At 73.6% G+C, this 23,739-nt stretch carries 19 protein-coding genes; 11 read left to right on the plus strand and 8 right to left on the minus strand.

Going from position 1 to position 23,739, the window contains the following annotated elements:
* Positions 1-856: GMC oxidoreductase (locus tag ACWCP2_RS30960; RefSeq protein ID WP_450911871.1), on the plus strand; the 856-nt coding region annotated here is incomplete at its 5' end.
* A gap of 201 nt (positions 857-1,057) precedes the next feature.
* On the opposite strand, the gene ACWCP2_RS30965 is transcribed toward ACWCP2_RS30960, so the two are convergent.
* From ACWCP2_RS30965 to ACWCP2_RS30985, 5 genes are all read right to left on the minus strand, one after another.
* Positions 1,058-1,537, minus strand: a complete 480-nt coding sequence (locus ACWCP2_RS30965) for a carboxymuconolactone decarboxylase family protein (protein ID WP_450911872.1) — start codon at positions 1,535-1,537, stop codon at positions 1,058-1,060.
* A complete protein-coding gene (locus ACWCP2_RS30970) occupies positions 1,534-2,616 on the minus strand; it encodes an NAD(P)H-dependent amine dehydrogenase family protein (RefSeq protein ID WP_450911873.1) in 1,083 nt (360 codons plus the stop codon). Before ACWCP2_RS30970 ends, ACWCP2_RS30965 begins: the two co-directional genes overlap by 4 nt.
* 64 nt (positions 2,617-2,680) lie before the next feature.
* Positions 2,681-2,872: a DUF6126 family protein gene (locus ACWCP2_RS30975; protein WP_450911874.1), complete on the minus strand. Its 192-nt coding sequence runs from the start codon at positions 2,870-2,872 to the stop codon at positions 2,681-2,683.
* An 18-nt stretch (positions 2,873-2,890) separates the two neighbouring features.
* Positions 2,891-3,550, minus strand: a complete 660-nt coding sequence (locus ACWCP2_RS30980; RefSeq protein ID WP_450911875.1) for a helix-turn-helix domain-containing protein — start codon at positions 3,548-3,550, stop codon at positions 2,891-2,893.
* An 83-nt stretch (positions 3,551-3,633) separates the two neighbouring features.
* Positions 3,634-5,163, minus strand: a complete 1,530-nt coding sequence (locus ACWCP2_RS30985; RefSeq protein WP_450911876.1) for an ATP-dependent DNA ligase — start codon at positions 5,161-5,163, stop codon at positions 3,634-3,636.
* A 269-nt stretch (positions 5,164-5,432) separates the two neighbouring features.
* On the opposite strand from ACWCP2_RS30985, the gene ACWCP2_RS30990 reads away from it, so the two are divergent.
* The 3 genes from ACWCP2_RS30990 to ACWCP2_RS31000 all read left to right on the plus strand — a co-directional run bounded on the left by ACWCP2_RS30990 (position 5,433) and on the right by ACWCP2_RS31000 (position 10,190).
* The gene (locus ACWCP2_RS30990) at positions 5,433-8,186 is read left to right on the plus strand and encodes an alpha/beta fold hydrolase (protein ID WP_450911877.1); all 2,754 of its coding nucleotides are present in this window, start codon (positions 5,433-5,435) and stop codon (positions 8,184-8,186) included.
* A complete protein-coding gene (locus ACWCP2_RS30995) occupies positions 8,183-9,115 on the plus strand; it encodes an ABC transporter permease (protein ID WP_450911878.1) in 933 nt (310 codons plus the stop codon). The genes ACWCP2_RS30990 and ACWCP2_RS30995 overlap by 4 nt, the downstream gene beginning before the upstream one ends.
* Before the next feature lie 193 nt (positions 9,116-9,308).
* Positions 9,309-10,190, plus strand: coding sequence for a carbonic anhydrase (locus ACWCP2_RS31000; RefSeq protein WP_450911879.1), 882 nt, complete (start codon positions 9,309-9,311; stop codon positions 10,188-10,190).
* A 14-nt stretch (positions 10,191-10,204) separates the two neighbouring features.
* On the opposite strand, the gene ACWCP2_RS31005 is transcribed toward ACWCP2_RS31000, so the two are convergent.
* The gene (locus ACWCP2_RS31005) at positions 10,205-11,155 is read right to left on the minus strand and encodes an aldo/keto reductase (RefSeq protein ID WP_450911880.1); all 951 of its coding nucleotides are present in this window, start codon (positions 11,153-11,155) and stop codon (positions 10,205-10,207) included.
* A gap of 415 nt (positions 11,156-11,570) precedes the next feature.
* Between ACWCP2_RS31005 and ACWCP2_RS31010 the strand changes: the two genes are divergently transcribed.
* Both ACWCP2_RS31010 and ACWCP2_RS31015 read left to right on the plus strand, forming a co-directional pair.
* Positions 11,571-12,740, plus strand: a complete 1,170-nt coding sequence (locus ACWCP2_RS31010; RefSeq protein WP_450911881.1) for a substrate-binding domain-containing protein — start codon at positions 11,571-11,573, stop codon at positions 12,738-12,740.
* A gap of 362 nt (positions 12,741-13,102) precedes the next feature.
* Entirely contained in the window at positions 13,103-14,095 is a 993-nt protein-coding gene (locus tag ACWCP2_RS31015) for a hydroxyacid dehydrogenase (protein ID WP_450911922.1), read from the plus strand.
* Here the strand turns inward: ACWCP2_RS31015 and ACWCP2_RS31020 are convergent.
* Positions 14,092-14,907 carry a sugar phosphate isomerase/epimerase family protein gene (locus ACWCP2_RS31020; protein WP_450911882.1) on the minus strand — a complete coding sequence of 272 codons (816 nt, stop codon included), beginning with the start codon at positions 14,905-14,907 and terminating at the stop codon, positions 14,092-14,094. The two genes, ACWCP2_RS31015 and ACWCP2_RS31020, sit on opposite strands and share 4 nt — an antisense overlap.
* Positions 14,904-15,989: a LacI family DNA-binding transcriptional regulator gene (locus ACWCP2_RS31025; RefSeq protein ID WP_450911883.1), complete on the minus strand. Its 1,086-nt coding sequence runs from the start codon at positions 15,987-15,989 to the stop codon at positions 14,904-14,906. The genes ACWCP2_RS31020 and ACWCP2_RS31025 overlap by 4 nt, the downstream gene beginning before the upstream one ends.
* Positions 15,990-16,226: 237 nt before the next feature.
* Between ACWCP2_RS31025 and ACWCP2_RS31030 the strand changes: the two genes are divergently transcribed.
* The 5 genes from ACWCP2_RS31030 to ACWCP2_RS31050 all read left to right on the plus strand — a co-directional run bounded on the left by ACWCP2_RS31030 (position 16,227) and on the right by ACWCP2_RS31050 (position 23,613).
* The gene (locus tag ACWCP2_RS31030) at positions 16,227-17,351 is read left to right on the plus strand and encodes a Gfo/Idh/MocA family protein (RefSeq protein ID WP_450911923.1); all 1,125 of its coding nucleotides are present in this window, start codon (positions 16,227-16,229) and stop codon (positions 17,349-17,351) included.
* Positions 17,348-18,505 (plus strand): dihydrodipicolinate synthase family protein, encoded by a 1,158-nt coding sequence (locus ACWCP2_RS31035; RefSeq protein WP_450911884.1) that lies wholly within the window; start codon positions 17,348-17,350, stop codon positions 18,503-18,505. Before ACWCP2_RS31030 ends, ACWCP2_RS31035 begins: the two co-directional genes overlap by 4 nt.
* Positions 18,502-19,341 (plus strand): sugar phosphate isomerase/epimerase family protein, encoded by an 840-nt coding sequence (locus tag ACWCP2_RS31040; RefSeq protein ID WP_450911885.1) that lies wholly within the window; start codon positions 18,502-18,504, stop codon positions 19,339-19,341. The genes ACWCP2_RS31035 and ACWCP2_RS31040 overlap by 4 nt, the downstream gene beginning before the upstream one ends.
* A gap of 100 nt (positions 19,342-19,441) precedes the next feature.
* Positions 19,442-21,835 (plus strand): polysaccharide lyase 8 family protein, encoded by a 2,394-nt coding sequence (locus tag ACWCP2_RS31045; protein ID WP_450911886.1) that lies wholly within the window; start codon positions 19,442-19,444, stop codon positions 21,833-21,835.
* Positions 21,836-21,891: 56 nt separating this feature from the next.
* Positions 21,892-23,613: a N,N-dimethylformamidase beta subunit family domain-containing protein gene (locus tag ACWCP2_RS31050; protein ID WP_450911887.1), complete on the plus strand. Its 1,722-nt coding sequence runs from the start codon at positions 21,892-21,894 to the stop codon at positions 23,611-23,613.
* The last annotated feature ends 126 nt before the right edge of the window (positions 23,614-23,739 follow it).

A 23,739-nucleotide genomic window follows, 5' to 3' on the forward strand; every position in this document is an offset into this window, starting at 1 on the left:
CGGCAACAACGCGGGCAAGAAGTCCCTCCAGAAGACCTACATCGCCCAGGCCAAGGCCACCGGCAAGGTCACCATCTCGCCCCTGCACAAGGTGACTTCGGTCTCCCCCGCCTCCGGCGGCGGGTACACGGTCGTCATCGACCAGATCAACACCACGGGCGACACCGTGGGCACCAAGACCGTCGTCGCGGACAAGGTGTTCTTCGCGGCCGGCAGCGTCGGCACCAGCAAGCTGCTCGTCCGGCTCAAGGCCACCGGCGCCCTGCCCAACCTGAACAACGAGATCGGCAAGGGCTGGGGCGACAACGGCAACGTCATGTGCGGCCGGGCCAACCACATGTGGGACGCGACCGGCAAGGTGCAGGCCTCCATCCCCTGCGGCGGCATCGACAACTGGGACGCGGGCGGCGCGTTCGCCGAGGTGGCGCCGCTGCCGACCGGCATCGAGACCTACGCCTCGTTCTACCTGTCGATCACGAAGAACCCGAACCGCGCGCAGTTCACGTACAACCCCGCCACGGGCGGGGTCGAGCTGAACTGGCAGACGGCGTGGAAGCAGCCGTCGATCGACATGGCGAAGACGATCTTCGACAAGATCAACAAGAAGGAGGGGACGATCTACCGGACCGACCTCTTCGGCACCAACAAGATCTGGGGCGACCACCTCACCTACCACCCCCTCGGCGGCGCGGTCCTGGACAAGGCCACTGACAACTACGGCCGTCTGCACGGCTACACGGGCCTGTACGTCATCGACGGCGCGCTGATCCCCGGCAACACCAGCGTCAACCCGTTCGTCACCATCACGGCGCTCGCCGAGCGCAACATCGAGAAGATCATCGCCACCGACCTCTAGGTCGCTCCTGGCGCGGACAGCACGAAGGCCGGGGCCGTCGGATTCTCCGACGGCCCCGGTCCCGTGCGTGCACCGCATGCCCACGGCTTGCCCACCGCACGCCCCTCGCACGCCCCTCGCACGGGCCACCGCACGCGGTCCGCGATCGGCGGCCCGCGTGCGGTGGCCCGTGCTCAATGGGCCGTGCTCTGCTGCCCGCGCTCAGTGGCCCGGCAGCACGCAGACGCTGTCGAGGCCGAGTACGTGGTTGAGCCGGCCGAAGGCGAGCCAGGAGCCGATGCTCATCGTCAGCTCCACGATCTCCACCTGGCTGTAGCGGGCCGTCATCCGCTCCCAGAACTCCTCGTCCAGGCCGTGGTGGTCCAGGCAGTACCGCTCCGCGTACTCCGCCGCGAGCCGGGTGCGCGCGTCGAAGCGGTCCGTGGTGCGCCAGTCGGTGACGGCGTCGGGGAACTCGTCCTCGACCTTCTCCCCGTCCCGGTCGGTGCGCCAGTCCAGGCAGAAGACGCAGCCGTTGATCTGCGCGACGCGCAGCCGCGCCGCCTCGAACTCCCGCAGCCCCAGGGTGGTGTGGGCGTACACGGAGAGGGAGAAGTTGGCGGCGGCCATGCCGATGCCGGGGACCAGGTCGCCCCACACGTACTCGATGGGGTGCTGGCCTTCGGGGATGTCGATCCTCATGACAGTTTCCTTCCGAGTTTGCCGACGGCGGGGCGCAGCGGGACGTCCAGGGCGTCGTAGAGCCCCGGTTCGGCCTCCACCAGCCAGTCGATGGCTCCGACGAGGCGTCCGACGGCGGTGGCGTTGCCGCCGGCGGAGCGGTTCTCGCCCTCGTCGGAGGCCTCGATGGTGACCTCGATGTGGGGGCGGCCCTCGATGATCACCCGGTGGGCGCCGTCGCCGCCGTCGGGCGGGGCCGGCCAGTCGGGGGCGCAGGAGGCGTGGATGCGGGTGACGTGCTCGATGACGATGCGGGGTTCGCCCTCGACGATCCCCTGCACCTCGAAGCGGATGGCGCCCTGGGTGCCGCCCTCGAACTCCCCCATGGTGCGCGTGGTGACGGTGGCGTCGAGGGCGCGGCGCTCCACGGTCTCGCGGATGTCGTCGAGTTCGACGCCCAGCGCCCGGGCCATCATCCGGATCTGCCCGCCCCACACCATGGTCGGGATGGACGGCATGAGCATCATCGGCTCGTAGTCCATGGGCTGACCCATGCCGATGAGGTAGCGGACGGAGTCCGGCTGGTCGTAGGTGGAGTAGTCGAAGATCTCCTGGCAGCGGATGACGTCGATCCGGGTACCGAGCCCGCTGAGTAGCAGCGGGAGCACGTCGTTGCCCCAGCCGGGGTCGACGCCGGAGGCGAAGAGCGAACCGCCGCCCTCCGCGACCGCGGCGGTCACCGGGTCGAGGAACTCCGGTGGGGCGCTGCGGTAGTCGTAGAGCGGATAGAGGGCGGGGCTCACGACGACGGCCCCGGAGCGGATCGCCCGGGTGATGTCGGCGAGCGCGTCGTCGGGGCGGATGTCTCCGGACGCCGCGTAGACGACCGCCTGCGGACGGGCCGCGAGGACCGCCTCGATGTCGTCGGTGGCCGCGACGCCCGTCTCGTAGTCGAGTTCGCCGAGTTCACCGGCGTCGCGGCCGACCTTCTCTGGATTGTGGACGATGACGGCGGCCAACTTCAGCGCCGGATGGGCCTCTACGGCACGGATGGCCAAACGGCCGACGTTGCCGGTACCCCAGACAACCGTGGAAATCATGCGCGGAGGGTAGCTTCAGGACCTGTAGGTTCCTAGAGCCGTGTACGGAAATTCCGGCCCGCTGTCACTGGTTTTGCGCACCCAGCACGAACAGCAGGTAGACGAAGAACGCGAAGAGATGGCCTACGAACAAGTAGGCGATGAGCCGGATGATGAGACCCCGCGGAAACTTCGACTGCTGCGCCTGCTGAGACTGCTGAGGCGTCTGCGCGTGCTGGGGCGTCTGCGCGTGCTCCGGCTGCTGCGTATCGGGCATGGCGTACGGGCTCCTCGCCTATCGGTGGTGTGTGGTCGTGCCGGCCGTGCCGGTCCCGCCGCCGAGGCACAGGCCGGCGAGGCTGCTCTGCAGCAGGGTGTGGACGAACAGCAGCTCCGCCCCGGCGGGCGAGGCCGCACCGATCCGGTGCGCGGTGAGCGAGTCGAAGTGGGCGCTGTCCCCGGGCTCCAGCAGGTGCTCGGTCTCCCCCAGGTGCAGCCGCAGCCGCCCCGTCAGCACGTACAGCCACTCCTCCCCCGGATGGACGCGGACCAGCTCGCCCTGGCTGCGGCCGTGGGGGACGTGCACGCGCAGCGCCTGCATCCCGCGGCCGGAGCCACCGGCCTGCCAGTAGGTCCAGCCGTCCGCCTCGCGGGCGCCCGGGCCGCCGGCCCGTACGATGGGATCGGCGACGGCCGGGGTCTCCCCGAGCAACTCGGAGACGGTCGTGCCGTACGTACGGGCGAGCCCGAGCAGCAGCGGCAGCGAGGGCTGGCGGCGGCCGGTCTCCAGCCGTGACAGGTGCGCCGGCGAGAGCCGGGCCCGGGCGGCTGCGGCCTCCAGGGTGAGTCCGGCCCGGCGGCGCAGATCGCGCAGCTGCGGGGCGACGGTGGGCAGCTCGGCGTCGGGGCCGGGGCCGGCCGCTTCGCCGGGGCCGGGGGCAGGACCGGTTGTCATGCCCCGATTGAGCCAGATCCTTACCTCCCTGGCAATCCGCTTTGCCTAAGAGGCAAATCCCCCTCTGCTCTACGTCGCGTGCTCTACGTCGCGCCGAGCACGGTCTCCACGGTGTCCGCGTCCTGCGCCCGCTTGTCGGGGCGGTGGCGCAGGACGCGCGCGAAGCGCAGGGCGACCCCGGCCGGGTAGCGCGGGGAGCGCTGGAGGCCGTCGTAGGCGATCTCCACCACCAGTTCGGGGCGCACCCGGACCGTGTAACCGTCGTCCTCGACCGCGAGCTCGCCGAGCCGCTCGGTCTGCCAGCGCAGCATCTCGTCGGTCAGTCCCTTGAAGGTCTTGCCGAGCATCGCGTAGCCGCCGTCGGCGGTCCGGGCGCCCAGGTGCAGGTTGGACAGGAGGCCGGTGCGCCGGCCGTGGCCCCGCTCCACGGCGAGCACCACCAGGTCCAGGGTGTGCACCGGTTTCACCTTGAGCCAGTGTTTGCCGCGCCGGCCGGCCGCGTAGGAGGAGTCGAGGGACTTGAACATCACGCCCTCGTGCCCGCGGCTCAGGGTCCGCTTCCAGAACTCCTCCGCCTCCGCCGCCTGCGCGGCCGGGTCCTCGACCACGAGCCGCCCGACGCGGAACTCCTGCGGTACGAGGGCGGTGAGCTCCGCGTACCGCTCGCGCACCGGCAGGTCGAGGAGTACGCGGTCCCCCGCCACCAGCACGTCGAAGAAGTAGGGGACGACCGGGAGGGTCCGCCGGGCGGCCTCGACGTCGGCGCGGGAGCCGACCCGGCTCGCCACCTCCTGAAAGGGCACCGGCCGCCCGTCCGCCGCCGAATGTCCGATGACCTCGCCGTCGAGGATGAACCGTTCCCCCGGAAAGGACAGGACCAGCTCGGCGACCTCCGGCAGGCGGTCGGTGATCTCGTCGAGGGAGCGCGTGTACAGCCGTACGTCGGCCCCCTCGCGGTGGACCTGGACCCGGATCCCGTCGAGCTTCTCCTCCACCGCGCACGGCCCGAGCGCGGCCAGGGCCTCGGCCACCGACTTGGCGGTGTTCGCCAGCATCGGCTGTACGGGCTGCCCCACCCGCAGGGTCACCTCGCGCAGGGCCGCCGCCCCGTCGGCGAGCACGGCCGCCGCCACCCGGGGCAGGGATCCGTCGAGCATCGCCGCCCGGCGCAGGGCGGCGGCGGGCACCCCGGCCGCGGCGGCCACACCCTCCAGGGCCACCGCGTCGAGCGCGCCCTGGCGCACCTCGCCGCCGAGCAGGCTGCGCAGGAACCGCTGCTCGGCCGCGGTGGCGGCGCCGAGCAGGGCGTCCAGGATCCGGCGGCGTTCGGCCTGGGAGCCGGCTCCGGCGACCGCGGCGAACCGTGTCACGGCCTCGTCGACGGCGGTCACGGTCAGGGTCGGCTCCGCGGCCGGCGGCGTCTCCTGGGCCAGCGCCCGCCAGCCGATCCCGGGGCGTCCCTGCGGGAGCCGCCCGGCGAGATAGGACACGACCAGCGCGGCCTCCTCACGGGGCGCGGCGGCGAACAGCTCCGCGAGCAGGGCGGTCTTACCCGACCGGGCGGAGGTCTCGCCAACCTCCCGGGACACCCGCGCGACCTCGGCCAGCAGCATGCGGCCATCCTCCCGCGAGACGGCTCCCGACGCAGCCCGGCAGACGGGACATCCAGGCTCGCAGGGCTCGGCGGGGCTGGATGTCCCGCCGGGCTCGGCGGCCGGCGCCGCCCTGCCCACGCCGGCCCCGCCCCGCCCCGCCGCGTACCGCCGGCCCCGCCGCGTACCGCAGGCGCGGTATGCGCGGCGGTGCGCGTAGTCCTCGAGGACGTCGGCAGTTCAGCCTGCGGGAGCGCGGCCACCGGCGGGCTGGCGTTTAGGGTTCCCGTATGAAGCTCCGACTGCCCCGGCGCCGCCGAAGCCGCCTGCTCGCGGGCGCCGCCGCGCTCGCCGTCGTCGCGGGGGCGGGCACCCTCACGGCCACCGCCGCGGCGGGCGACGGCCCGGCCGTGCGCCGCGAGGACCAGGTCCTCGACATGCCCGGCGCCGGGATCGGCATCTCCTACTTCACCAGCGGCGACCCCGCGGGGGACGGTGGGGCGAAACGTCCCGCCGTGCTCCTCGCCCACGGTTTCGGCGGCAGCAAGGAGGACATGCGCCCGCAGGCCGAGCGCCTCGCCCGCGACGGCTACGCCGTGCTGACCTGGTCCGCGCGCGGATTCGGCCGCTCCGGCGGGAAGATCGGGCTGAACGACCCCGAGTACGAGGTCAAGGACGTCTCCCGGCTGATCGACTGGATCGCCGCCCGGCCCGGCGTACGGCTCGACGCGAAGGGAGATCCGCGCGTCGGAGTCGCGGGCGGCTCCTACGGCGGGGCGATCTCCCTCCTCGCGGCCGGCAACGACCCGCGCGTGGACGCCATCGCCCCCTCGATCACCTACTGGAACCTCGCGGACTCCCTCTTCCCGAACGGCGTCTTCAAGAAGCTGTGGGCGGGCCTCTTCTTCACCACGGGCTCAGCGGGCGGACTGCAGCCGGGGGCCTCCGCCCCGTCCGGCGCCGCCCCCGGGGCTGCCCCGCCCGCGCCCGGCTGCGGACGGTTCCAGCCGGAGCTGTGCGCCATGTACGAACGGGTCGCGGTGGCCGGAAAGCCCGACCCCGAGGCCCGCGCGCTGCTGGAGCGGCGCAGCCCCTCGGCGGTCGGCGGCGCGATCAAGGTGCCGACCCTGATCACGCAGGGCCAGGACGACTCCCTCTTCCCGCTGGACCAGGCCGACGCCATGGCCAAGGCGATCGCCGCGAACGGCGCGCCCGTCTCCGTGGACTGGGCCGCCGGCGGCCACGACGGGGGCATGCGCGAGGCGGACCGCGTCGAGGACCGGGTGAAGACCTGGTTCGACCGCTACCTCAAGGACGACACGTCCGTGGACACCGGGCCCGCCTTCCGCGTCTCGCGCTCCGGCGGCATCGACTCCACCGACGGCCGGGTCACCCTGCGCGGAGCGAGCGGCTCCACCTATCCCGGGCTGCTGTCCGGTCCGCGCGAGTTCGCCCTGACCGGCCGGGAGCAGACCTTCGCCAACCCCGCCGGCGGGGCCCCGCCCGCACTGTCCGCACTACCCGGCATCGGCGGGCAGCTCGCCGCCCTCGGAGGCGGCCTCTCGCTGGACTTCCCCGGGCAGAACGCCCGGTTCGACTCGGAGCCGCTGACGGAGGAAACCCGGATCACCGGGACCCCGACCATCACCCTGAAGGTGAGGTCTACAGCTGCGGACGGTTCGGCCGTCCTGTTCGGCAAGGTGTACGACGTCAGCCCCGACGGCCGCCAGCAGGTGCTGCCCAGTCAGCTGGTGGCCCCGGTCCGGGTGGAGGGCGCGCAGCAGGACAGGACCGTCGAGCTGCGGCTGCCCGCGATCGACCACGCGGTCGAGTCCGGGCACCGGCTGCGGCTCGTCGTCGCCGCCACCGACCTCGGCTACGCCTCCCCGGCCGCGCCGGCGACCTACACCGTCTCGGCGCAGGGCCCCCTGGCCGTGCCCGTCGCGGGCGGGGTGCGCACGGCGTCCTCCGGGCTGCCCGCCTGGACCTGGTGGATGCCGCTCGGGGCCGCGCTGCTGGCCGCAGCGCTGGTGGGGATCCGCAGGACCGGCGGCAGGAGCGGCGGACGGACCGGCCGCGGGCCGGGCGGTACCCGGCCGGGCTCCTCGCAGCCCGACCCGGCGCTGGCCGCCGTACCGCTGGAGATCACCGGGCTGACCAAGCGGTACGCCAAGGCGCAGGACCGCTACGCCGTCCGGGACCTGTCCTTCCGGGTGGAGAAGGGCCAGGTGCTCGGCCTCCTCGGCCCCAACGGAGCGGGCAAGACCACGACCCTGCGCATGCTGATGGGCCTGATCACTCCGGACGCCGGGGAGATCCGGGTCTTCGGACACCAGGTACGGGCCGGTGCGCCGGTGCTCTCGCGGGTCGGGGCGTTCGTGGAGGGTGCCGGCTTCCTGCCGCACCTGACCGGGCGCGCCAACCTGGAGCTGTACTGGCAGGCCACGGGCCGTCCCGCCGCCGATTCCCACATGGAGGAGGCCCTGGAGATCGCCGGGCTCGGCGACGCGCTGGAGCGGGCGGTGCGCACGTACTCGCAGGGCATGCGCCAGCGCCTCGCGATCGCGCAGGCCATGCTCGGCATGCCGGACCTGCTGATCCTCGACGAGCCGACCAACGGTCTGGACCCGCCGCAGATCCGCGAGATGCGCGACGTGATGATCCGGTACGCGGCCGGCGGGCGGACGGTCATCGTCTCCAGCCACCTGCTGTCGGAGGTCGAGCAGTCCTGCACGCACCTGGTGGTCATGGACCGCGGCCGGCTCGTCCAGGCGGGCGAGGTCGCCGAGATCACCGGCGGCGGGGACGTCCTGCTGGTGTCGCTGGCACAGCCGGTGGACGAGTCGGCCCTCGGGAAGATCGCCGCGCTGGAGGGAGTGGAGTCCGTGGTGCGTGCCGAGGACGGCCTGCTCGTACGGCTGGACGGCGCGAGCGCCGCCGAGCTGATCGCCGAACTCGTACGGCTGGAGGTGCCGGTGTCGGGAGTGGGGCCGCACCGGCGGCTCGAAGACGCGTTCCTCACCCTGATCGGAGGCGCGGCATGAACACCGTGACGGATGTGAACGCCCGCGGAGACGCGGACTCGCCCGCCGGCGGCGACGTGACGCCGGACGGCATCGGCCGCGAGGTCGCCCACGGCTACCGGGCCAACCGGACGCTGCCGCTGCGCGTGGAGGCACTGCGGCAGTGGCGCCGGCGGCGGACGCTGGTGATGGGCGGGATCCTGGCCGCGCTGCCGTTCATCCTGATGATCGCCTTCGCGGTCGGCGGCGGCCCCGGCAGCCGCGGCGGCGGCGACGGCCGGATCACCCTCGTCGACACGGCGACGGCCTCGGGCGCGAACTTCGCGGCCACCTGCCTGTTCGTGTCGGCCGGGTTCCTGCTCGTGGTGCCGGTGGCCCTGTTCTGCGGGGACACGGTGGCCTCGGAGGCCAGCTGGTCCTCGCTGCGCTACCTGCTGGCCTCCCCCGTGCCCAGGGCCCGGCTGCTGTGGAGCAAGCTGGTGGTGGCCCTCGGGTTCAGCCTGGCCGCGATGGTGCTGCTGCCACTGGTGGCGCTCGCCGCGGGTACGGCGGCCTACGGGTGGGGCCCGCTGGAACTCCCCGCGGGCGGCTCGCTGCCGGCCGGGGACACGATCGGGCGGCTCGCGATCGCCGTGGCGTTCGTCTTCGTGTCGCAGCTGGTCACGGCCGGGCTGGCGTTCTGGCTGTCGACGCGGACGGACGCACCGCTGGGCGCGGTGGGCGGGGCGGTCGGGCTGACGATCGTCGGCAACGTGCTCGACGCGGTGACGGCCCTGGGGTCCTGGCGGGAGTTCCTGCCCGCGCACTGGCAGTTCGCCTGGGCCGACGCCTTGCAGCCGCAGCTCGAATGGGGCGGCATGATCAAGGGGACGGTGGTGTCGGTGTCGTACGCCGTGGTGCTGTTCGCGCTCGCGTTCCGCGGGTTCGCGCGCAAGGACATCGTGTCCTGACGCTGCGGCCCGGAGAAGGGCCGCGGCTGACGCCGAACGGGACCGTGCTCCGGCGCACGGTCCCGTTCGGCCGTCGGGGGCCAACCGGGGCGGCCCCGCGTGTGCCTGCCGCCGCTGCGGCCCGTACCCCCCAAGAATCGCCCTCGGTCAGGACGTACGGACGCGTCCGAACGGCACCGAGGGGTACCACCCGATGGACAGAGCAGGACTTCCACCTCGCAGGTTCGTACTGACGGGAGGCCTCACGGCCGCAGCGGCCCTGCTCACGGGGTGCTCGGCGAAGAGCACCCCGAAGGCGGCGACGGGCGCGCCGGAGCCCCGGCCGAGCACCCCCGAGGGCGCGTACAGCCGCCTGATGGAGGGCAACAAGCGCTGGGTGAGCGGCAGCCTCAACCACCCCGACCGCGATCCGGACCGCCGTGCGCTGGTCTCCCAGACGCAGGATCCCTTCGGCGTGATCCTCGCGTGCATCGACTCCCGGGTGCCGCCGGAGCTGCTCTTCGACACCGGGCTCGGCGACCTGTTCGTGCTGCGCACCGGCGGGCAGGCGGTCGGCCCGGTGGTGACCGGGTCGGTGGAGTTCGGGCCCATGACGGCGGGCACCCCGCTGATCCTGGTCCTCGGGCACCAGCGCTGCGGAGCCATCGACGCCTCGTACAAGGCCTTGCGGGACGGCGACCCGCTGCCCGGCAACCTGCGGGCGATCGAAAGGGCGCTGGTTCCGGCGTACGAGCTGACGGTCAAGGACCCGGGCGCCGACCCGGTCGACACGATGATCCGCAACCAGATCAAGGTGACGGCGGACGAACTGCGGGCCAACGCGGACCTGGCGCCTCTGGTGCGGAAGGGCTCGCTGGCCGTGGTCGGCGCCTACTACTCGCTGGACACCGGCCAGGTGGAGGTCCTGACGGGGGCACCGACGGGCACGGCGTCCGCCAGCCCGTCGGCCAGTACGTCGGCCAGTACGTCGGCCGGTGCGTCGCCGGGCCCGTCGGAATCGGCATCGGCCTCGGCATCTGCCTCGGCCTTCCCCTCGCCCTCCGCTTCGGTGACTCCGTCGCCCGAGGCCTCCTGAAGGCAGGAGGCCGGTCAGCCGGCGGCAGCCCCCGCGACGGCGTCGACCTCCGCGAGGAGTTCGGCGTCGAGCGGCCGGTCGGCCACGGCCGCGTTGGCCCGTACCTGCTCGGCGGAGGTGGCGCCCGCGATGACGGAGGCGCAGCCGGGCTGGGCGGAGAGCCAGCCGATGGCGAGTTCCAGCACGGTGCGCCCGTGCTTGTCGGCGAGCGCGGCCAGGGCTTCCACGATGTCGAGGCGCTCGTCGGTGAGGTAGGCGTCGCGGCCTTCGAGCCGGGAGCCCGCGGGGACGGGGGCGCCCCGGCGGATCTTTCCGGTCAGCAGGCCGTTGGCCAGCGGGAAGTACGGCAGTACGCCCACTCCGTAGTGGAGGGCTGCCGGGACGAGCTCGCGCTCCGCCGACCGCTGGAGGAGCGACCACTCGTTCTGGGCCGATACGAAGGGCGCCGCCCCGGTCTCGCGGGCCACGTGGGCGGCTTCGGCGAGCTGCCATCCGCTGAAGTTGGAGTGACCGATGTAGCGGATCTTGCCCTCGGTGACGAGTTCGGTGAGCGCGGCGAGGGTCTCGGCCACGGGAACGGCCGGGTCGGGGCTGTGGAGTTGGTAGAGGTCGATGTGGTCGGTGCCCAGGCGGGTCAGGGACGCTTCGACCGCGCGCCGGATGTAGGCGCGGCCGGCGCGGGAGCCGGCGGCGGGTCCGTAGCCCATGTCCACGCCGTGGAAGCCGAACTTGGTGGCGAGGACGACCTGGTCCCGGCGCCCCTTGAGGGCCTTGCCGAGGTGGCTCTCGGAGCCCCCGGCGCCCCCGTAGATGTCGGCGGTGTCGAGGAGGGTGATGCCCGCGTCGAGTGCGGCATCGACGACGGTACGGGTGGCCTTGGCGTCGAGGCGGCCGCCGAAGTTGTTGCAGCCCAGCCCGATCGCCGAGACCTGAAGACCTGAACTTCCCAGGGGGAGATGGCGCATGTTTCGTTCCTCCGCACTCGTCCGGCACATGATCGGCAGGACGGCAGTGTAGAGCGCCGCCCGGCCCCCGAGCCGCGAGCGGGCGTCCGCGCGGGCCCCTTCCCGCTCCGCGCCCACTGCGACGGCGCATGCCGTGCGGGTGCCCTCGGAAGGGGTCGGCGAGCCGCTTTCCGATGGCGGGGCCCTCGTCCGCGGATCCGACCGCGAGATCGGGGGTCGGCGCCCGCGGCCGCCTCGGCCGGTTCGGGGGTGGCGCAGAAGTTCACACGATCGCAAAGGACTTCGCGGATGGCGGCGCGGATGGCGGGGGCCGGAGTCGATCGGATTCGATCACATCGATCATTTCGGCTTCTGTGGTGGAATCGAGCGGCATGCGCAGCACGAACCACGGACCGGGCAAGCCGCAGGGGGATCCTTGAGACCACATGTCGACCAGCGTCAGGCCCGGGTGCTCGCCCTCGTCGGGGAGCGGGGCAGTGCCCGCGTCGCGGAACTCGCCGAGGAGCTGGGGGTCTCCCCCGTCACCCTGCGGCGGGACGTCGAGGCGATGGCGGCGCGGGGCGAGATCCAGCGGATGCACGGGGTGATCAGCCGGCTGGAGTCCGGCCCGGAGCCCGGTGCCGCCGGGCTGGTGATCGGGATGGTCGTGCCGACCACCGAGTACTACTTCGCGGACATCGTCCGGGGGGCCCGCGAGGTGGTCGAGGCGCGGGGCGCGCGGCTCACCGTGGGGCTGACCCGGTACCTCGCGGGCGAGGACCGCACACAGGCGGACCGGTTGCTGTCGACGGGGGCCGACGGGCTGCTCCTGACCCCCAACTGGCAGGCCGGAGCGCCCGGACCAGGCGAGGGGGCATGGACGGCCGAACTGCCGGTGCCCACCGTCCTGGTGGAACGGTGGGCCCCGCCGGGACACCCGGCGGCCTCCCTGGACCGGGTCGCCTCCGACCACGCCGACGGGGCGGCGCGGGCCGTACGGCACTTGGCGGAACTGGGCCACAAGCGGATCGCGCTGGCCAGCCGCGAGACCCCGACGTCGGCGCGGCTGCGGACGGGTTTCGCGGCGGCCGTGGCCGCCCTCGGGCTGGAGCCGGCGCCCGCGTGGCCCGCCACCGGGGCGCACCCGGCCGCCGGTCCGGGCACGTCGGCCGGCCCGGGCACGTCGGCCGGAGCGGGCACCTCGACCGGCGCGGGCACCTCGACCGGCGCGGGCACCGCAACCGGAGCGGCGTCCCTCGCCGAGGCGGCGGAGACCTTCGCGCGGACCCTGGACTACTTGTGCGCGGCGGTGGCCGAGGAGGGCGTGACCGCCGCCCTGATCCACAGCGACACGGACGCGATCATGCTGATCCCGCGGCTCCAGGCGCGGGGGGTGCGGGTGCCGGAGGACCTGGCGGTGATCACGTACGACGACGAGGTGGCCGGGCTCGCCGACATACCCCTGTCGGCGGTGGCTCCGGCCAAGCGCGAGGTCGGGGCTCGGGCGGCCGGCATGCTGCTGGACCGGCTGGAGGACCGCGGGGCGGGACGGGAAGGGCCCCGGCAGCATCTGGACCTGCTTCCCCGGCTGACGGTCCGCCCGTAGCCCGGGCTCCGTCCCCACCCCGCCCCCCCACCACATGTGCGTTTCGCGTGTGCGTTTCGATCGGATCATCGATGCGCCCTTGACGACATGATCGTCCGCGCAAAAGGATGAGGTTCGCGAACAACTCCGGGGCCGCCTCTTTGGGGAGCGGCGGCCCCGGGGCCCTTCGCCCCGTGGGACCGTCGCGCTCCCGCCCACGTACCCGTCCCCGTCCCCGTGTCGCTCCCGGCGCCCCGGCCCGGGTTTGTGACCATCGGGGCTTCGGATCTCACCGCAGGAGCCGTCACGTGACCCACCCCGCCTCCGACTCCGCCTCCTCGTCCCCTCTCTCCGTGCCCCGCCGGCCGGTCACCGTGCTCGCCATGAGCGCCGGGACCCGGGCCGCCGTACTCGGCGACCGGATCCTGCCGGAGCTGGCCCGCGTCGCCGATGTGGACCCCGGACTGCTCCTCACCGACTTCGGCTCGGCCTGCTCCGAGGAGGCCCTGCGCCGGCGGCTGGCCGTGACCGAGGTACTGTTCACCGGATGGGGCTGCCCTCCGCTGGACGCGCGGGCGCTGGAGCTGATGCCGCGACTCCGGGCGGTCGTGCACGCCGCCGGCAGTGTCAAGCACCATGTCACCCAGGCCTGCTGGGACCGGGGGCTGCTCGTCTCCAGCTCGGCCGCCGCGAACGCCCTGCCGGTCGCGGAGTACACGCTCGGCGCCATCCTCTTCTCCAACAAGCGCGTACTGGACTTTGCGCATGCCTACCGGGCGGCCCGCGGCCCCATCGACCCGCTGCGCCACTACCCCGCCGTCGGCAACTACCGCCGTACGGTCGGCCTGGTCGGCGCCTCCCTCATCGGCCGCCGCGTCCTGGAGCTGCTGCGCCCCTTCGACCTGCGGGTGCTCGTCCACGATCCGTACGCCGACCCGGCCGGGCTCGCCGCCCTCGGCGCCGAGGCCGTCGCTCTCGACGAACTGCTGTCCCGCAGCGACGTGGTGAGCCTCCACGCCCCCGAGCTGCCGCAGACCCGCCGGCTGCTGGACGCCTCCCGGCTGGCCCTGATGCCGGACGGAGCCACCCTCGTGAACACCGCGCGCGGCTCACTCGTCGACACCGAGGCGCTGACCGCGGAGCTGGTCTCGGGCCGGCTGCACGCCGTACTCGACCACACGGAACCGGAGGTACTGCCCGCCGGCTCCCCCCTGTACGACCTGCCGAACGTGCTGCTCACCCCGCACGTGGCCGGTTCCCTGGGCGGGGAACTGGACAGGCTCGCGGCATCGGCCGTCGAGGAAGTCGACCGCTACGCCCGGGGCCTCGCCTTCCAGCACCCCGTCGACCACGCCCGGCTCACCTACTCGGCCTAGGCCTGCCCTTCCGGATCCTGCCGGGCACGCGCCGCACGGACCAGGCGTTCCAGGTGCTCGCGGCCCGGGCCGAGCCGGTCCGGGAGCTCGTCGGCGGCGGGGTACCAGCGCTTCTCGTACTCCCAGCAGAGCCAGCCGTGCCGTGGTGCCAGGGCCACTGCCTCGGCGAGCGGGAGCGCGCCCGCGCCGAGCCCGAGCGGGGTCAGCTCCCGCGCCGACGCGACGTCCTTGACCTGTACGTACCCGAGGTGCCCGGCGAGGGCCCGGCTCGACTCGGCAGGGGACTCGCCACCGAGCCAGGTGTGCAGTACGTCCCACAGCGCGCCCGCGCCCGGATGCGCGACCCGGTCGAGGACGCGGGCCGTGGCGGTCGCGGTGCGGTGCGAGTCGTGGGTCTCCAGCAGGATCCGCACCCCTTGGCGCTCGGCGTACGGTGCGGCCGCCCGGAGCCTGCGGACGGCGTGGTCGTCGGCTTCGGCCGGGGGCTGTTCGCCGCCGCCGGGGAAGACCCGTACGTAGGGGGCCTCGAGGTCGGCGGCGAGCCGGACCAGGGACCGGATCTCGGTGAGGACGGGCTCGTCGGGGCCGGGCGCGGCCACCCGGGCGTACCCGGCGACGGCGAGGGCGGCGACACCCGCGGAGGTCAGGGTGCGCAGGCCGGCCGCGCGGTCGGCGGCGGAACTGGCGGGATGCAGGGGCTCCTCGGGATGGGCCCGCAGTTCGAGGCCCTGGTAGCCGTGCGCGGCGGCGAGGGCGGCGCTGCGCTCCAGCGGGGTGCCGGGCAGGCCGAGGGTGGAGAAGGCGTACCTCACGGGCGGTCCCCTTCGGCGCCGGGGGCGGGTGGTGGCGCGGTGGAGGCACGCACCGTCAGTTCGGCGGGGAGCGTGGTGATGCCACCCGGGGGCAGTGCTCTGCGGCCCGTGACGAGCTGGGCCGCGAGGACCCCGGCTTCGCGCAGCGGCAGCCGGACCGTCGTGAGGGCGGGGGCGGTGTCCACGCAGACGGGCAGGTCGTCGAAGCCGGCGACGGAGACGTCCTCGGGTATCCGCAGGCCGGCCTCGCGCAGGGCCGCGGCGACGCCGGTGGCGACGGTGTCGTTGGCGGCGGCCACGGCGGTGAAGGGCGCCGCGCGCCGGAGCAGTTCGCGGGTGGCGTCGTATCCGGCGGAGCGCTCGAACCCGGCGTGCACGGTGAGCCCGGCGCAGTGTGCGGGCAGGGCGGGGTCGTGGTCGCGCAGGGCGTCCTGGTGTCCGGCGAGGCGCTCCCGGGTGGTGCTCAGTCCGGGTGGGCCGGCCACGTAGGCGATGTGCCGGTGCCCGAGCGTGAGCAGGTGCTCGGTGAGCCGGAAGGCGCCGCCCCGGTCGTCGAACATGACGGTGGCGACGGGGAGTCCGGCGGGCATGGGCAGCGGGGGCCGCCCGCACAGGACCACCGGGGCGCCGGTGGCCGCGATGCGGGCGAGGCGTGCGGCGAGTGCCCGGGTGTGGTCCGGTTCCTCCACGGCGCCGCCGGTCAGGACGACCCCGCCGGCCCGCTGGCCCTCCAGGAGGGCGAGGTAGTCGAGCTCGGCGGCCGGGGCGCCCTCGGTGTTGCAGACGACGGCGAGGCGGCGCGGGCCGCCCTGTCCGCCGGGGGCCAGGGCGCTCTGCAGGGATCCGGCGAGGATCCCGAAGAAGCTGTCGGCGACGTCGTGGACGAGGACGCCGATCAGGTCCGAGGTCGCGGCGGCGAGGGCCCGCGCGGGTCCGTTGGCGATGTAGCCGAGGTCCTCGACCGCCCGCTCCACGCGGGTCCTGGTGGCGCCCGCCACCGGGTATCCGCCGTTCAGAACGCGCGAGACCGTGGCGGGCGATACGCCCGCGTGCGCCGCCACTTCGGCGAGTGTGACCGCCATGATCCCCTCCTTCCGATCCGTCCCGGGTCATCGTCTCACCCGGGATGTGGATCTCCATAGTCGCCGATGAAGAAAGCGCTTTCTATCACCCGTAAGAGTCTTGCATCACGGCTGCGGACGGGCCTAGCCTGATCGGGGAGAAAGCGCTTTCTATCCGTTTTCTCGGCAGCTCCGCACCCGCACACGCAACAAGACGAAGGAGGGGACACCGTGCAGCGCAGGACGATCAAGATCGCCATGAACGGCGTCACCGGGCGGATGGGATATCGCCAGCACCTGGTCCGCTCCCTGCTCGCCCTGCGCGAGCAGGGCGGCCTCGATCTCGGCGACGGCACGGTGCTGTGGCCCGAGCCGGTGCTGGTCGGGCGCCGCGAGGAGGCCCTGCGGGCCATCGCGGAGCGGCACGGCCTGGAGCACGTGAGCACGGACCTGGCCGCGGTACTGGCCGATCCCGAGGTCGAGATCTACTTCGACGCCCAGGTCACCGGCGCCCGCGAGGCGGCCGTGCGGCAGGCCGTGGCGGCCGGCAAGCACGTGTACTGCGAGAAGCCCACCGCCCTCACCTTCGAGTCCTCGCTGGAGATCGCGCGGCTGGCCGACGCGGCCGGCGTCAAGCACGGAGTGGTGCAGGACAAACTGTTCCTGCCGGGCCTGCTGAAGCTGAAGCAGCTCATCGACTGCGGCTTCTTCGGCGAGATCCTGTCCGTGCGCGGGGAGTTCGGCTACTGGGTCTTCGAAGGGGACTGGCAGTCCGCCCAGCGCCCCTCCTGGAACTACCGCTCCCAGGACGGCGGCGGCATCGTCGCCGACATGTTCCCGCACTGGGAGTACCTGCTGCACGAGCTGTTCGGCCGGGTCCGCACGGTGCAGGCGCTGACGCGCACCCACATCGGCCGCCGCTGGGACGAGGAGGGCAAACCGTACGAGGCCACCGCGGACGACGCGGCGTACGGGATCTTCGAGCTGGAGGGGGGCGCCGTCGCGCAGATCAACTCCTCCTGGGCGGTGCGGGTCAACCGTGACGAGCTCGTGGAGTTCCAGGTGGACGGGACGCACGGATCGGCGGTCGCCGGGCTGCGCGGCTGCCGGATCCAGCACCGGGCGACGACCCCGAAACCGGTGTGGAATCCGGACCTGCCCCTGACCGAGAGGTTCCGCGACCAGTGGCAGGAGGTCCCGGACAACGAGCCCGCCGACAACGGCTTCAAGGCCCAGTGGGAGCTCTTCCTGCGCCATGTCGTACGGGACGAGCCCTGGCGGTGGGACCTGCTGGCCGGGGCCCGCGGGGTACAGCTCGCCGACCTCGGACTGCGCTCCTCGGCGGAGGGCCGGCGGCTCGTGGTCCCGGAGGTGGCGCTGTGAGCATCCGGCTCCCCTCGGCGGACGGCGAGCTGCGCGTCCACACGCCGGCCGGCGCTTCCCTGGCGCCGATCCGCTGCGGCCCGGCGAGCAGCCGTACCTTCTACTCGGCCGCGCACGTGGTGGCCGACCCCCTCGCCGCCTTGGCCGAATCCGGGCCGGTGATCGACTGGGAGTCCACGCTGGCCTTCCGGCGCACGCTGTGGGCGCAGGGCCTCGGGGTTGCCGAAGCCATGGACACCGCGCAGCGCGGAATGGGCCTGGACTGGCCCGCGGCGGCGGAGCTGATCCGGCGTTCGGCCGCCGAAGCCCGGTCGGTGGGCGGCCGGATCGTCTGCGGGGCGGGCACCGACCAGCTGGCTCCGGACACCGCGCACTCCCTGACCGCCGTCACCGCGGCGTACGAGGAGCAGCTGGCGCACGTGGAGGAGTGCGGAGCGACGGCCGTACTGATGGCCTCCCGCGCCCTGGCCGCGGCGGCGCGCGGTCCGGAGGACTACCTGGAGGTGTACGGGCTTCTGCTGCGGCAGAGTTCGGGGCCGGTGGTGCTGCACTGGCTGGGGCCGATGTTCGACCCCGCGTTGGAGGGGTACTGGGGGCACGCGGACCTGGACGGGGCCACGGACGTCTTCCTGAAGATCGTTTCGGAGTCTCCGGAGAAGGTCGACGGCATCAAGGTCTCGCTGCTCGACGCGGGGCGCGAGGTGGACATCCGGCGGCGGCTGCCCGCGGGCGTGCGCTGCTACACGGGCGACGACTACCACTACCCGGAGCTGATCGCCGGGGACGGCGAGCTGGCCAGCGACGCCCTGCTGGGGATCTTCGACCCGATCGCCCCGATCGCGGCGCGGGCGGCGCTCGCCCTCGACCGGGACGACACGGCCGGTTTCCGGGAGCTGCTGGATCCGACGGTGGCGCTGTCCCGGCACCTGTTCGCTGCGCCCACCCGCTACTACAAGACGGGCGTCGTGTTCCTGGCCTGGCTCGCGGGACACCAGGAGCACTTCGCGATGGTGGGCGGGCTGCACTCGGCCCGTTCGCTCCCCCATCTGGCCACCGCCTACGAGCTGGCCGACGGGCTCGGCCTGTTCCCGGACCCGGAGCTCGCCGAGGCCCGGATGCGACAGCTGCTGGCACTGCACGGGGTGGCCTCGTGAGCCCGGCACCGGCGCCCGCCCGGTTCAGCCTGAACCAGGAGACGATCCGCCAGTGGTCCCTTCCCGAACTGGTGGACGGGTGCACCGCGGCCGGGGTCGGCGCGGTCGGGCTGTGGCGCGATCCCGTCCGGCGGTTCGGGGTGCGGGAGAGCGCGAAGCTGGTCGCGGGGGCCGGGCTGCGGGTCAGCTCGCTGTGCCGGGGCGGTTTCTTCACCGCCGCCGATCCGGTCGGGCGGGCGGCTGCCCTCGAAGACAACCGGCGGGCCGTGGAGGAAGCCGCCGAACTGGGCGCCGACACCCTGGTCCTGGTCTCGGGCGGCCTGCCCGAAGGCGACCGGGACCTGGCGGGGGCCCGGCGGCGGATCGTCGACATCCTGGGCGACCTGGTCCCGTACGCCGCCGGGCACGGGGTGCGTCTGGGGATCGAGCCGCTGCACCCGATGTACGCGGCGGACCGCTGCGTGGTCTCCACCCTCGGCCAGGCCCTGGACATCGCCGAGGAGTTCCCGGCGTCCCGGGTGGGCGTGGTCGCCGACTCCTACCACCTGTGGTGGGACGAACGGCTGCCCGCCGAGGTACGGCGGGCCGGAGAGGCCGGGCGGATCGTGTCCGTCCAGGTGGCCGACTGGGTGACGCCGCTCCCCGAGGGCGTGCTGCTGGGGCGCGGACAGCTGGGCGAGGGCTCGATCGACCTGAGGGCCTTCCGGGAGCTGACCGACTCCGCGGGATACCTCGGGCCGGTGGAGGTGGAGATCTTCCATCCCGGGCTGTGGGCACGCGACGGCGCCGAGGTCCTGCGGGAGGTGATCGACCGCTACCGCGAGCACGTCGCGTGAGGTGCACGGGGTGAAGGGGGTGCAGGAGCCGAAGTACACGAAGTGCACGGGGGGCCAGAGCGTTCGAGGCGAGTCAGCGTTTCAGTCAAAGGAGACTGTGATGACAGATGTGTGGAGCCGCCGTGCCTTCCTGTCGGCGGTCGGCGGCAGCGTGGTGCTGCTCGGCAGCCCCGCCTTCCCGGCCACCGCCGGGACGGTGACCTCGGTGCACGCCGCCATGCGCGCGGTCTGGCAGGGACTCCTCCTGGGGACCGTGTCCTCCCCCACCGCGGAGCCCTTCCGCACCCGGCTGGCCGCGCTGGGCACGCAGGCCGGGCAATGGCGCTCCTCGATGGCCCCGGCGACCGGTTCGCTCTGGCCCGACCAGGTCTTCACCACCGACCCCGAGTGGATGGCCCAGAGCTACTACCGGCTGCGCACCATGGCGGAGGCCTACGTCAGACCGGGGACGGGGCTCACGGGCGACGCCGCGCTGCGTACGGCCGTGCTGACCGGCCTGGACCATCTCCACGCCCAGGTCTACAACTCCGGCCAGACGCGGTACGGGAACTGGTGGTGCTGGCAGATCGGCGCCCCCCAGGCCCTGCTCGACACCGTGGTCCTGATGTACGACCAGCTGTCCGCGGACCGGCTCGGCGCCTACTGCGCCGCCGTGGACCACTTCGTACCGGATTCCTCGGTCGGCTCGTACACGGGGACCAGCACGGGAGCGAACCGGGTGGACCTGTGCCGGGTGCTCGCGCTGCGCGGTGTGGCCGGCGGCGACGACGCGAAGATCGCCCTGGCCCGGGACGCGCTCACCCCGGTGTTCCCGTACGTCACCTCCGGCGACGGGCTCTACCGGGACGGCTCCTTCATCCAGCACACCTACGTCGCGTACACCGGCTCGTACGGCTCGGTCATGCTCGGCGGGCTGGGCATGCTGTTCGGCCTGCTGAAGGGGACGGCCTGGGAGGTGACGGACCCCGGCGCGCAGATCGTCTTCGACGCGGTGGAGCACGCGTGGGCGCCGTTCCTCTACAACGGGCTGATGATGGACGCCGTATCGGGTCGGGCACCCAGCCGGGGGGTCCAACTGGCCGATCCCCTCCAGGCGCAGCTCGACGACCACACCCGCGGGCACTCGGTCCTCGCCGCGATCCTGCTCCTCGCCGAGGGCGCGTCCACCGCCGAACGGACGCGCTGGCGGGCGCTGGTGAAGGGCTGGACGGCGCGGGACTACTACAGCCCCCCGCTGTCGGACGTCACCCAGGGCCTGTCGGGGCTGGCCCGCCTCGCGGAGGTGTCGGCGGACGCCACGGTCACGGCGGCGCCCGAGCCGGTGGCGCACCGGCTGTTCCCCTCGATGGACCGGGCCACGCACCGCAGGCCGGCGTGGGCGGCCTCCCTGTCCATGGCCTCGAAGCGGATCACGCACTACGAGACGGGCAACGGGGAGAACCTGCGCGGCTGGCACACGGGCAGCGGCATGCTCTCCTGGTGGGGCTCGGCTTCCGGGAACGGCCAGTACTCGGACGCGTTCTGGCCCACGGTCGATCCCTACCGGCTGCCCGGAACCACCGTCTCCCGCAAGGCGCTGGCCGACGGTGCCGGAGGCGACTGGGGGGCCTCCCGGCCCGACGCCACCTGGGTGGGCGGCACCACCGACGGGGAGTTCGCGTCGGTGGGCCAGCATCTGAAGGGGCTGGGCAGCACGCTCACGGCCCGCAAATCCTGGTTCTTCCTCGACGACACGGTGGTCTGCCTGGGGGCCGGGATCAGCTCCACGGACGGGGCAGCGGTCGACACGGTCATCGACAACCGGAACCTGGGCCCGGCGGGCACCCACGCCCTGACCGTGAGCGGCACGGTCCAGCCGGCCACCCTGGGCTGGACCGCGTCCTTCCCCGGGCCCGGCTGGGCGCATCTCGCGGGCTTCGGCGGCTATGTGATGCCGGGTCCGGGCACGTTCCGGGCGCTGCGCGAGGCCCGCACCGGCCGGTGGAGCGACATCAACCGGAGCGCTTCCACGACGGCCCTCACCCGGCGCTATCTGACCCTCTGGTACGACCACGGGACGAACCCGGCCGCCGGCAGCTACGTCTACCAGCTGATGCCGGGTGCCTCGGCGGCGCAGACCTCGGCCCGGTCCGCCGCCACCGGCTGGCTCACGGTGCTGGCCAACAGCCCGACCGCCCAAGGGGTCGCGGTGGGCTCGCTCGGCTTCACCGGGGTGAACTTCTGGCAGCCCGCGACGATCGGCACCCTGCGGGCGAGCGCGCCCTGTTCGGTCACGGTGCGGGAACACGGCGACGGCACGGCCACGGTCTGCGTGGCGGACCCGACCCGCACCCTGCCGGGACTGACCCTGGTGTGGAACCGGCCCGTCACCCAGGTGCTGTCCCAGCCGGCGAGCGTGGTCTCGGCGAGCACCGGGGCCGGGCTCCAGCTCGGCTTCGGCAGCCTCGCGGCCCTGGAGGGGGCGAGCCAGGTGGTGAAGGTGAGGCTGGGGTGAGGTCGGCCCACGGGGCGGTAAAAGCGGCGCCCATGAGCTGACATAGCGTGACCCTCATGGATCAGGAGCACATATCCGGGGACCGGCACGGGGACGCGGACCGGGACACGGTCCGGGACACGGACCGGGACACGGACCGGGACGCGGACCAGTATGGGGACGGCAACGGCGCGGGCAGGCGGCGGTTCCTGGCCCTCGCGACGGGGGCCGCGGCCACCGCCGCCGGGCTCGGGGCCGTGGCCGGCTGCGCGACCGGGGACACGGGGAAGCCCGGCGGGGCGGGCCGGCCGGACGGGGCGGGGCCCGGCGCGAGCCCGGAGCCGTCCGGTCCCCCGGGACGGCAGGACGGGCCGCACGGCTTCGACGTCCGCGCCGAGAACGCCCGCCCGGGGAACGCCGACTGGCGGGTCTCCAAGGCCGGCCCGGCGCGCGCCGTCGAGGGCTTCGCCGACCGGGTCAGCGTGCTGCCCGGCGAGTCCTTCGGCCTGTACGTCTCCACCACCGCGCCCCGGTTCACCGTCTCCGCGTACCGCATGGGCTGGTACGGCGGCGCCCGCGCCCGCCTGGTCTGGCGCTCCGAGGCCCTGCCCGGGGTGCGCCAGCCCGGCCACACGGTGGACGCCCCGACGCGTACGGTCCGCACCCGGTGGGCCCGTAGCACCACCGTCGAGACCAAGGACTGGCCCGTGGGCTGCTACCTGCTGCGCCTCGACGCGCAGGGCGGCGAGGGCCAGCGCTTCGTCCCCGTCACCGTGCGGTCCGCCGCCACGGCCGGGCGTACCGTCGTGGTCAACGCGGTGGCGACCTGGCAGGCATACAACCGCTGGGGCGGTTACGGCAGTTACGACGGCCCCAGCGGCGGATACGCCTCGCGCTCGCTCGCCGTGACCTTCGACCGGCCCTACGCGTACGACGACGGCGCGGGTCTCTTCCTCGTGTACGAGGCTCCGCTGCTCGCGCTCGCCGAACGGCTCGGCATCCCCCTGGCGTACACGACGACCACCGACGTGGCCCGGGAGAAGCGCCTGCTGGAGGGCGCTTCGGCGATCCTGTCCCTCGGCCACGACGAGTACTGGTCACCCGAGCAGCGCGCCCATGTCACGGCGGCCCGGGACGCGGGCACCAACGTCGCGATCCTGGGCGCGAACTGCTGCTACCGCCGGATCCGGCTGGAGGCCTCCGAGCTCGGACCGGACCGTACGGTGGTCTGCTACAAGTCCTCCTACGCCCAGGATCCCGGGTTCAAGCGGGGCCACCCCGCCACCGTCGACTTCCGTTCCGCGCCGGGCGCCGACCCGGAGAGCTCGCTGCTCGGCGTGATCTACGACGGCTATCCGGTGGACGCCCCGTACGTGGTGACCAACCCGGGCCACTGGCTCTTCGAGGGCACCGGCGCCAAGGCCGGCGACAGCTTCCCGCACCTGGTCGGCGTGGAGTACGACAAGGTCGCCACCGGTTTCCCGACCCCGCGCCCGATCGAGATCCTGGCCCACTCCCCCGTGGTCTGCGAGGGCCGGCCCAGCCACCAGGACACGGCGTACTACACGACCCCGGGCGGCGCCGGCGTGTTCGCGACGGGGACGATGCGCTGGGTGGAGGCCCTCGACGCGAAGGGCGACGGGCGCGGCGGAGCCAATCACGGCCTGGACGCGCGCTCGGGCGCCCTGACGACCCGGGTGACGGAGAACCTCCTGCGCGTGTTCGCGGCGGGCCCGGCGGGGCGGACGCATCCGGCGCGGGACAACGTCAAGGCGGTGTACGGGGGCCCGGGCGCGTGAGGCCCGCCACGGCGGCCGAGCGCCCCGGCCCCCAAACCCTCTGGACCCGTCCCGTAGGGGTTGTTTAGGATCATGTCGCGGCATCGCGTGTCGGTCACCGGCTGGGTGAGGCATGGAGGTGCCGAG

Source organism: Streptomyces sp. NPDC002104 (assembly GCF_053593795.1).